Origin of the sequence: Nostoc sp. 2RC (assembly GCF_014222165.1) — a bacterium.
Classification (GTDB): domain Bacteria; phylum Cyanobacteriota; class Cyanobacteriia; order Cyanobacteriales; family Nostocaceae; genus Nostoc; species Nostoc linckia.
In genome coordinates this window covers 1-10021 of the sequence record NZ_JACKZU010000308.1, presented here as the reverse complement: position 1 = coordinate 10021, position 10021 = coordinate 1, and the positions used below count along the sequence as shown (strand labels likewise).

The 10021-nt window shown below is 40.5% G+C and carries 6 protein-coding genes; 3 read left to right on the top strand and 3 right to left on the bottom strand.

Annotation, left to right across the window (positions count from 1 at the left end; translation table 11 throughout):
- Window positions 1-46: 46 nt before the first annotated feature.
- A complete protein-coding gene (locus tag GNE10_RS26230) occupies window positions 47-2587 on the bottom strand; it encodes a hypothetical protein (protein WP_185568157.1) in 2541 nt (846 codons plus the stop codon).
- A gap of 992 nt (window positions 2588-3579) precedes the next feature.
- On the opposite strand from GNE10_RS26230, the gene thrC reads away from it, so the two are divergent.
- On the top strand, window positions 3580-4887 hold the full coding sequence (thrC, locus tag GNE10_RS26225; RefSeq protein WP_185568154.1) for a threonine synthase: 1308 nt from the start codon (window positions 3580-3582) through the stop codon (window positions 4885-4887).
- A gap of 269 nt (window positions 4888-5156) precedes the next feature.
- The gene (locus GNE10_RS26220) at window positions 5157-5432 is read left to right on the top strand and encodes a MoaD/ThiS family protein (protein WP_099066857.1); all 276 of its coding nucleotides are present in this window, start codon (window positions 5157-5159) and stop codon (window positions 5430-5432) included.
- A gap of 290 nt (window positions 5433-5722) precedes the next feature.
- Here the strand turns inward: GNE10_RS26220 and GNE10_RS26215 are convergent, their stop codons facing one another.
- Together GNE10_RS26215 and GNE10_RS26210 are read right to left on the bottom strand one after the other, a co-directional pair.
- A complete protein-coding gene (locus GNE10_RS26215; RefSeq protein WP_185568151.1) occupies window positions 5723-7270 on the bottom strand; it encodes an AAA-like domain-containing protein in 1548 nt (515 codons plus the stop codon).
- Between the two features lie 950 nt (window positions 7271-8220).
- Window positions 8221-8583: a hypothetical protein gene (locus GNE10_RS26210; RefSeq protein ID WP_185568148.1), complete on the bottom strand. Its 363-nt coding sequence runs from the start codon at window positions 8581-8583 to the stop codon at window positions 8221-8223.
- Between the two features lie 328 nt (window positions 8584-8911).
- Here GNE10_RS26210 and GNE10_RS26205 point away from each other — a divergent pair, with 328 nt between their 5' ends.
- Complete coding sequence (locus tag GNE10_RS26205; protein ID WP_221642999.1) at window positions 8912-9901, top strand: DMT family transporter; 990 nt, start codon at window positions 8912-8914, stop codon at window positions 9899-9901.
- Window positions 9902-10021: the final 120 nt, after the last annotated feature.

Here is a 10021-nt window from a genome sequence, read left to right as displayed (position 1 = left end):
ACACTCCCCTCTCTCCCCATCTCCCCATCTCCCGACTCCCAACGGATTAGTTAACCTTGCGCTGGAAAGTAAATGTTCTTTGCACAGCTGGCCCAACCTGTCCAGTTACAGTATTCACATACTTGGTGACATCAGTGTTTACCGTAGTTCCAGTTTGGTCATTCCCAGAGTTAGTTGCTGGATTACCACTGAAAAATTGAATAGTTGATGCTCCAGAATCCTTAGCTGAACCAACAATGTTGCTAGTATCAATTTGACTATCGTTATTATTGTCTAGCGCCCAGTTGCTACTACTACCTTGAGTGCCATCTTCAGTAATCACAATCTTGTCGGCACTCAGAATTATATTTCCGCTTCCTACTTGAGGACTAGAAATATTTTTGTAAGTAATCCGATACTCAATAATGTTTCCTGGGGCAGGTTTTTTGGATGTAGTACTAAATGTGCCATCAGTGCTACCTGCTGGCAATGCTGGCCCAGTTCCTTGTAAAATTCTTGACTCTTTGAGCAATTGCAAGAAGCCAGTGTATACACGGTCAATCGTAATATTAGTAGCTGCATCATCAGCTAAGCCATTACTGTTGCTATCAATAAAAGCTGTAACCGGTGCGGGAAAACCGCGTTCAATAGTAGTTGTGACAGTTGCGCCTTGAGCAGTACTATCAGTTGAAAGTGGCGTACCAGGAGGCAAGTCAACGCTTACACCATAGTTAGCTGTACCACCATTGGCGGCAACTCCATCAATTCGCAGTGGATTAGTGGCACTAATTGGGTTACCCCCGACTACACCAGTAGCAGTTGTGAAGGTAAACTGTGTACCATTGTAGGTGTAAGCAGCTGATAAACCTTGATAGGATATCGTCACCACTGTACCCACAGGTAAATCAGTTAGTGTTGCAGGTGGTGTAGGTACCAGAGAAATATTGGCAACAGATGTACCAGTATTCTGAACTGTGTTAGTAAAGGATACCCCAGCCGGATCGACCGTTGAACCAGGAGCAACATTAGGTGGAATTAATGCTGATTTATTGGTGAAGTCATCATTGTTGCTGGTGGGCCCAACGGCATTAGGTACTCCATTTGGGCCATTCAACAGTGAGGTCGCATTGGGTACTGAGAGGGTAGTTACGTTTACATTTCCAGTCGGACTATTAGTACCAGTGTTATTATTCCCTGCGTCAGTTTGATTTGCCGGAACTACCGTACCATTAGGAACAAAGCCGCCGTCTGGCGTGGTAGGAAAGGTGTTATTAGTGGTGTTAAAGTTACCTGGGTTTTGGTCTCCTGAGTTGTCATAGATTTTAGTGGTCGGGTCTCCAGCAGTGGTACCAGTAACTTGAGCGATGTTGTAAATGTTTACCGGGCCATTTCCAGTTGCACCAGTGGTTTTAACTTGAATGGTAAAACCGTTAACTGTTGTTCCAGTCGCAACTGAAGTCACAAGGTTAGGATCGTTAATGAAACCGACCCGTGTTACTGAACTCAAGGAACCTGGAGCAGTAGTTGACCATTGAGCTGCTTCAGCATTTGTACTAGTAGGAGTGATACTGTAAACTACTCTCCAACCCGTTGGAGCAATTGGAGTGCTATTAAGCACTGTGTTTGCTGGAATAGCATCAGATACTAAAATGCGGGTGACTGGTGTACCGTCAACATTGATATTTGTACCAGCTAAAGCTGCGGGGGTCACACCAGTATTAGTTACATCGTTAAGCTCAACCCGTAAGCTCAAACCATAAGTTAGCAGGTCATCAGTCAAGGGACTAGAAGTACCAGCATTGTCATAGGCTGTCTTAGTTTTGAGGATAGTCGCTAAGGCCCTGGTTGTAGCAATGTTTCCTACTTGAATCTGCTGGGTAGCACTGGCTTCTCTAACGCCATTGACCGGCGCTCCGGCTGGGTTGTTATTATCTACAGTGTAAACGTCGCCACCATCAGCAATCCGGGGTTGGTTTTGAGCATCACCAGGAGTTTGTCCTAGTCTGACAGTGATGGTATCACCTGTTTGAGCGCCGGGTTGCACAGTAACTGGTACACGCACCAACACAGTACCATTAACTGGAATCGCTCCTGTAGTTAATCCACCAGCAGGAATATTTGTCCAGGTTGCACCGCCATCAGTGCTGTATTGCAAGTTTCCATTGGACGGCGTAGTACCATTCTTATCTGGAGGTAGTACCCCTGATACTGTAGCCGGCCCTGTTGTTGTTGCTAAATTAGGAATCTGGAATTTGGTGAGGTCGTTACCAACGTTGGTGACTGTGTAAGTGTAAACCAGCGTATCACCAGGCTTAGTACTACCACCTGGGGTAGTCTGATTGGCAATACCAGAACCTGTAACAGTAATACCAGCTACCTCTGCTACAGTCACGGTGACAGTGTTAGAAGTGGAATTGATGGGACTCCCTGGCGCGTTGGGATCTTCGTAGGTTGCTGTGGCTGTATTACTGATGGATGTACCAGCGGTAGTTCCCTCAGCTAATACAGGGGCAACAAATTGGAAAAAGCTACCAGTTAATAAGGCTGCTGCTACTAGGGATTGATAGCAATGATGTTGCTTGTTTACAAATTTGTTTTGCTTTAACATAGGAATAGTTTGTTTGTTTGCTGAACTTGTGCCCTGAGTTTTAATAGAGGATAAAGTTCGGCAATTTTTTAAAGAATTACCGATGATATTTACCTAAAACATTAATGTTTTGGGAATGCAGACTTGAGGAGTTAAAGCAGAGTTGGTGAATTCTTTGAATCAGAATTCACCAGAGAATTTTGAGTGCTTACTTCGATGTTGGTACACCCTACCGTAACCATCGAAACTTCAAAGACTAAAGCACGCTTATGTTTAACACCTGGCTTTAAGACCTATTTTGTGTATTTCAAGCTTCTTAAAATCTGCTGTCAGTTATTAACACTCCTCACCAAGTATGTTGAAGCAATACCTTCAAATAATTCGCCGATGTGAATTTGCGATCGCCTTTAATAATCAAGGCTAGTAATCACAAGTATGGGGAACCTACTGTTACGTACTGCTGAATTGTTGATGCAAGTAGAAATGTAACTTTTGCTGCAAAAAAAATCCACCGTAGAAATAAGTAACTTGGCTAGGGGTGAATGAGTGTATCAAATATTAAAATTCAACTTGTTGCAACATCAATAACAAGTTGAATCTTCACTCCAAGATAAAAATACTAAACCCTATATCTGAAAATACTTCTGGCTCTTTGTTGTTATATATTTATTCTGACTCTAGAAAGTCATTTAAATAAATCCGGTCAGCATTTGATACCGCTAAAAAGTCACTTTTGTGGAAATAAATGCATATTAATCATATCTAAGATGCAATTTTATCATACTTAGCAACAGTATTAAGACTGAATAGCCGCAACTCAGATTTTAATTTGTAACTAGAAACAAGTAAGTGTAAATACTAAATGTACAAAATCATGGTGATGAAAATTTTACAAAAATTATTACCGTGACTACTTGATATACCCGACTATTTTTATCGGGTATGTTTGACTGGTATTTTTACTCGTGTTACCATCAGGCGACAGTTGATGGACAGACAGGGAAAGCTAGTTTATGACTCAGGCAATCACAACCCAATCCCAAGTCGGTAATGCCACATTTTTTAAAGCCTTGAAGTGTAAGGAATGTGGTGCCGAATATGAACCTAAAGCCAGCAATGTTTGTGAGTTATGCTTTGGGCCTTTGGAGGTCAAGTATGACTACAGCCTTCTACGTCAGACTGTCACTCGCGAAACAATCAAAGCTGGCCCGAATTCAATTTGGCGCTACCGTCCGTTTTTACCTGTCGCAACTGATAACGTTATAGACGTGGGAACTGGTATGACTCCCTTGGTTCGTTCCCACCGTCTTGCCCGTCGCCTGGGTCTAAACAAGCTTTATATTAAAAATGATGCCGTGAATATGCCCACCCTGAGCTTTAAGGATCGGGTGGTATCGGTGGCGCTCTCTAGGGCACGAGAGTTGGGTTTTTCCACTGTTTCCTGCGCCAGCACTGGTAACTTGGCAAATTCTACAGCGGCGATCGCTGCTCATGCCGGTTTAGATTGCTGCGTGTTCATCCCCGCAGATTTGGAAGCTGGTAAAATTCTCGGTAGTCTGATTTACAGTCCCACCCTCATGGCTGTAAAAGGCAATTACGATCAAGTCAATCGTCTGTGTTCGGAAGTTGCTAATACACATGGTTGGGGTTTTGTCAATATTAATTTGCGTCCTTACTACTCTGAAGGTTCCAAAACCCTGGGCTTTGAAGTTGCAGAACAACTAGGCTGGGAATTACCCGACCATGTTGTTGCTCCTTTAGCTTCTGGTTCTCTGTTTACCAAAATTTATAAAGGTTTCCAAGAATTTGTAGAAGTTGGTTTGGTAGAAGGTAAGAACGTGCGTTTCAGCGGCGCTCAAGCTGAAGGCTGTTCCCCCATCGCCCAAGCATTCAAAGAAGGGCGCGACTTTATTAAACCAGTTAAACCGAATACAATTGCCAAATCAATTGCCATCGGTAACCCAGCAGACGGTATTTATGCCGTAGATATAGCTCAAAAGACTGGTGGTAACATTGAATCAGTCAATGATGCAGAAATTATTGATGGCATCAAACTGCTGGCAGAAACCGAAGGCATCTTCACAGAAACAGCAGGTGGTACAACCGTCGCCGTGCTGAAAAAATTGGTGGAAGCTGGCAAGATAGATCCAGATGAAACTACCGTGGTTTACATCACTGGCAATGGTTTGAAAACCCAAGAAGCAGTACAAGGCTACATTGGCGAACCCTTGACTATTGATGCCAAACTCGATAGTTTTGAACGTGCCCTAGAGCGATCGCACACTCTAGATCGCTTGGAATGGCAACAAGTCCTCGTTTAATTAGCAGTGAGGAGTGAGGAGTTAGGAGTTAGGAGTTATGAGTTAAGAGTTAGGAGTTAGGAGTTAAGAGTTAGGAGTTAAGAGTTATGAGTTTTTTTATTCCTAACTCCTCACTGTTAGGAGTTAAGAGTTATAAGTTATGAGTTTTCTTATTCCTCACTCCTCACTTTTCACTCCTCACTTTTCACTCCTCACTTTTCACTCCTCACTTTTCACTCCTCACTTTTCACTCCTCACTTTTCACTTTTTACTTTTAACTTTCTACTTCTATGGCCGTAACAGTCTTAGTTCCAACAGCTCTTCAACAATTTACTAATAACCAAGCTACCGTAGAATCCAGTGGTAGCACTATTGCTGAACTTGTGGATTCATTAGAAAAAAGCTTTCCTGGATTTAAATCGCGATTATGTGATGAAGAAGGAAAGCTACGACGGTTTGTAAATTTTTACCTCAATGACGAAGATATTCGTTTTTTAAAAGGTGCAGACACACGGCTCAATGATGGTGATGAAGTCAGTATTGTCCCCGCTGTTGCTGGTGGTTAGAAGTCAGGAGTCAGAATTCAGAATTCAGGATTCAGAAGACAGAAGTTTCGTAGGGTGCGTTATGGACGCAAGTTCTAACGCACCGAACATCATTGATGATGCTGTACTTTTGCCGATAACCCACCCTACTGCTGAATGTCACTTACTTAAAGCTTTGTTGCTGCCCAGATCCCGGACTTCTTCAAGAAGTACGGTATCTAAATCAAGTTTAAGTAAGTGACATTCCACACCTGAATTCTGAATTCTGAATTCTGAATTCTGAATTCTGACTCCTGAATTCTGACTCCTAATTAATTACAAATTGTTTTAACTGAGCTTTGATGGTCTATCTGGTTACATCTTAACCGTGATTGCAAAGCGTCGATTTTTTCTAAAAGCGACATTCCCCATAAGATAGAAATCACCAGCTTGATGGTCATACCTAGAAGCAAAAGTGCAACAATTCTAGAAGATCTTTTTTGTTGAGCAAGTCTTTTTTGTTCTTCTGCTAATCTGGCTTCAATTTCTTTGCCACGTTCAGCTTCTAATGCTTTTTGCACTTCTCGCCGGTCTAATTCTTCACTCGCAGCTAAAAATTGATAATCCAAGTTGCTCAAGTTTTTGCCATTGGCCCAAGTTTGAGCGTCAATTAAAGCTTGACCGCGCAAGAGGCGAGATTCATCTTGTTGCTTTGAGGCTACCCATGCATTGAAACTTTCGTAGTAGGGGCGCAAGTTAGCTAATTTTTTTCCAACCCACTCTAGATTGAAAACTTCTTCATAAATGCGGTTTTTGATGTGGAGAAAACCTTGCTTTTTAATCACCAAACCAGACAGTAACAGTTCTACCTGTTCTCGGCTATCGTCAACAGGTACTTTAACTCCTTGGAGGGTTTGTTGATAAATTCCCAGCAACCTAGCAGCAAATTGTTCATTTCTGAGAATGCGATCGCGAATTGTCCTTAGATGTTCTGGTTCATCTTGGGATTCCCATTTTTCAATAATATGCGATCGCACTACATTTTCTATCCAAAATTCTTCTGTTCCTGGAGGAATTTTCAGCTTCCTACCCAAATCGTCTTGAGATAAACTCACAAGCAGCCGACATAATTTTTGGGTCAAAAATGGTTGCCCTTGTGTCCAAGACAAAATTTCTTGTAAGACTTTTTGGGCATGATTACCTTGAATATTCAGCCCCAAAGCTAATGGTTGAGCTTCTTCAAATGTAAAACCATTTACTTCTATAGCTTTGCCAATATTAAATGGGGTAGTATGATTTCGATATAAAATTAAATCTGAAGGTGTAGCAACGCCGAAAATTGCAAAGGTAATTCGATGATACTCTGGATTAATTGCTCGTTGGTTGTAGCAATACCTAATCAAGCTAAAAAAGTCATCAACTGGAAAATCTAAACTCAGAATACTATCAATTTCATCAATAAAAATAAATAATCTTTCGTTAGGAAACTTATCTAGGAGTACTTCTGAAATAAAATGACTGAGTTTTTGCACCAAAGAAATATCTTTTTTTTCTTGCCACCAGGTTTTTAAATTAACTTTTCCTAACAACTGAAAACCTAACCATAAATCCCCCGCTACTCCTTTGTACCATTGTTCGGGAGTGATATTCTCACAACCAATATTAGTCATATCAACGGTGGCACATCGAAAACCCTCTTGTTGTAAGCGATGTTTTGTTTTGACCATCAATGAGGATTTACCCATTTGTCTACAGCTGAGAATATAGCAAAATTCACCCTGTTTTAAAGCATTGTACAGTTCTATATCTGCTTTGCGCTCAACATAGCTAGGAGAATCACTGGTGAGAGTACCACCAACTTGGTATCGATAATTGTTCATTTGATTTCAAATTTTAAATATATTTTTTTTCATCAAATAAGTTAGGGAACTCCAAAAATAAATTATTCCAGTTAATACGTTGAACGCCAATTGCTTCTCCTGTGGTCGCCGCTACGCGTAGCTTGCTTAAGAGGAGGGGTACAAGCGTGGGAAGCCGTCCAACGCACTGTGAACCAACAGTCAACATTCAATAGTTAACAATCTTCTATGGGATATTTTTTTACTTGGAAGTCCCTTATCTAAAAATCATAAATATTTTTATTATTTATCTATCAAGGTTTTATCAGAAGTATTGACATCCTGAGTGTTTTAATATCTTACATCAGCATTAAAATTTCATTATTTATGTAAATGTACTTAGCTTTTATTTGGTAATAATAGCATACTACTAAATAAATTAAGCTTAATGTGAATTAAAGAAGTTGACATTGAACAGCGAGAACATTCATGCCAAAAGCAAACTTCAAAGAAAGGCACTACGCACAATATTAATAAATACTTGTTTAATTTTGTCTTTATAGCCCAAAATTTTTATCGGAGACGACGCTGGAATAAATTCAATTTTTCGTTCTACAGCTTCTGGCTTTCACGGATGGATAAAAGTAACTCACCAATGACTTCATTTACGTCCAATGCAAAAATTTCATTTTCTGAAACCATGTATTTATAAGGGCACAGCAATGCTGTGCCCCTAAAGCATGGCCCGTAAAACTGAAAATGGCTGTAAGTAACAACTTCGGTTAGTTAGTATTTTACTAAAAATACATTAGTTGTATACAAAAAAATTGTGAATTTTTACTTAAAAAATATATAAATTTATACAAAAATTCAAGGTTAAATCAATGATGTTATTAACATTTAAGTATGTAGTTACAAATTCCCGACTTTTTTGAAAAGTCAGGAATCTTGTTGATAAATAATTTAATTTTTGCAGGCGATCGCTTGTTAAGTTACTTCACTTCATTGGGATCGAACTTTGTCACTTTGCCTTTTTTAATGGCGACAATTACATCATAAGTTGAACAGTAAGAAAATGTGACATCATTAGCTTTGTTATAGAGATTAACTACATGACCTGCTCCACCTGGTTGGATACCAATTGGTTCTAGGTCACCGTAAAAGAAACGACGCAGTTGGTCGCCGCTACCAATTTGACCTTTACTCTTATTGAGCAAATCTAGTTTTTGGGAGACAGAAATTTGTTCGGCTGCTGATGCTTGAATTAATGAAGGATTAATCGCCTTGAGTGGCACATCCCAAACTGTGAAAAAACCAACTAAGGCTACGCTTGTAAGTAGTGGCGCAAGTTTCATTTGTGGCTCCTGAAGTTTTATTTGTCCCGCACAACCAAAGCATCGCAGTTGGGACTGAACAACAACTGAAACTGAGGCAGTAGTTTCCTGAATTTCTGACTCAATAAAATTTACTCAATTCTCAGCATTTTTTCAGGGAACAATGGTGGTCACAACTGAAAGGTGAATTTAAGTATTTTTTCAGCAAAACCTCATTTTTAATTGGAATAAAGCAAATTAAGATAATGAAAAACGCCTTGATTGCGGTGATGTGATTGTGAGTAGAGCTAAAAAAATACCCAGCTTCATCCCTCGAAAAATTTCCGGACAAACATATCTCTGGCTGGCAATGCTAATTTTTGGAGCATCTAGCGCAGTCACCCGCAAGCTTACAGAAATTGGTGCCCAACATTTTATGGGCACTCGCAATCCCATTTCTTTGTGTAATGTTTTATTCGTAGGCAACCTCTGTGCCTTGATACTTCTAATTGTAATTTATGGGCGACAGTGGAACAAAACGACTTTAAAGCAGCTTTCCCAGAAAGATTGGATTAGTCTAACAGCAGTAGCTATCCTATCAGGAGCGCTTGCCCCTGGCTTAATTTTTCAAGCACTGGCACTAACGGGGGTAAACAACATTATCTTAGTTGGACGCTTGGAACCACCGTTGACTTTGGTTTTATCCATTTGGTTATTGAGCGAACAAGTACATCTTTGGGAAATTGCAGGAGCGATCGCAGCCTTTGTTGGCGTTATCCTAACTATTATTCTCCAACCCCCACAACAAGCAATGATGAACATGGGGGGTTTGAGTTTAGGTTTAGGGGAACTTTTAGCAATAGCTGGAGCGATAGCTGTATCCGCCTCTACAATTATTGGCAAGAAATACCTTTCGCAGATTCCTTTAGGAATATATAGCATCTTTCGCACTGCACTAGGAACAGTAATCTTTTTCTTTATTGCTTTAATACTTTATGGCAGGGATCATTTTGCTGATGTACTCTCGCCATTTCTTTGGCAGTGGATGTTTTTATATGGTGGATTGATTGTAGTAGTGGGTCAGTCATTTTGGATTAAAGGCCTAAAAACTTCCACTGTATCTATGGCTTCCTTAATCGGTTCATTTAGCCCAATAGCAGGCATTCTAGCAGCCTATTTGATATTAGGTGAAGTACCTACCTTAGCTCAATATATTGGCGGTAGCTTGATTTTATTAGGCATATCCCTCAGCCAGCTTGGCATTAGACGTAAAACCAATAACAGAATAGCCTCTGCCAAAGTTAATTCCATGCAAACACAACAACAGGTAGAAACTAATATGGGATTTAAAGGGATTTAAGGGGATGGGGCATTGGGTATTGGGTATTGGGCATGGGGCATGGGGCAAGCAGGAAGTGTGGGAGGTGTGGGAGGTGTGGGAGGAGACGGAGGTGTGGGAGGTGTGGGAGGATGGTGAAAA

Excerpts from the sequence above, each read along its gene's own strand:
- GNE10_RS26220 (WP_099066857.1), top strand. The coding sequence starts at position 5,157 with ATGGCCGTAACAGTCTTAGTTCCAACAGCTCTTCAACAATTTACTAAT.
- GNE10_RS26205 (WP_221642999.1), top strand. The coding sequence starts at position 8,912 with ATGCTAATTTTTGGAGCATCTAGCGCAGTCACCCGCAAGCTTACAGAA.
- GNE10_RS26230 (WP_185568157.1), bottom strand. The coding sequence starts at position 2,587 with ATGTTAAAGCAAAACAAATTTGTAAACAAGCAACATCATTGCTATCAA.
- GNE10_RS26210 (WP_185568148.1), bottom strand. The coding sequence starts at position 8,583 with ATGAAACTTGCGCCACTACTTACAAGCGTAGCCTTAGTTGGTTTTTTC.
- thrC (WP_185568154.1), top strand. The coding sequence starts at position 3,580 with ATGACTCAGGCAATCACAACCCAATCCCAAGTCGGTAATGCCACATTT.
- GNE10_RS26215 (WP_185568151.1), bottom strand. The coding sequence starts at position 7,270 with ATGAACAATTATCGATACCAAGTTGGTGGTACTCTCACCAGTGATTCT.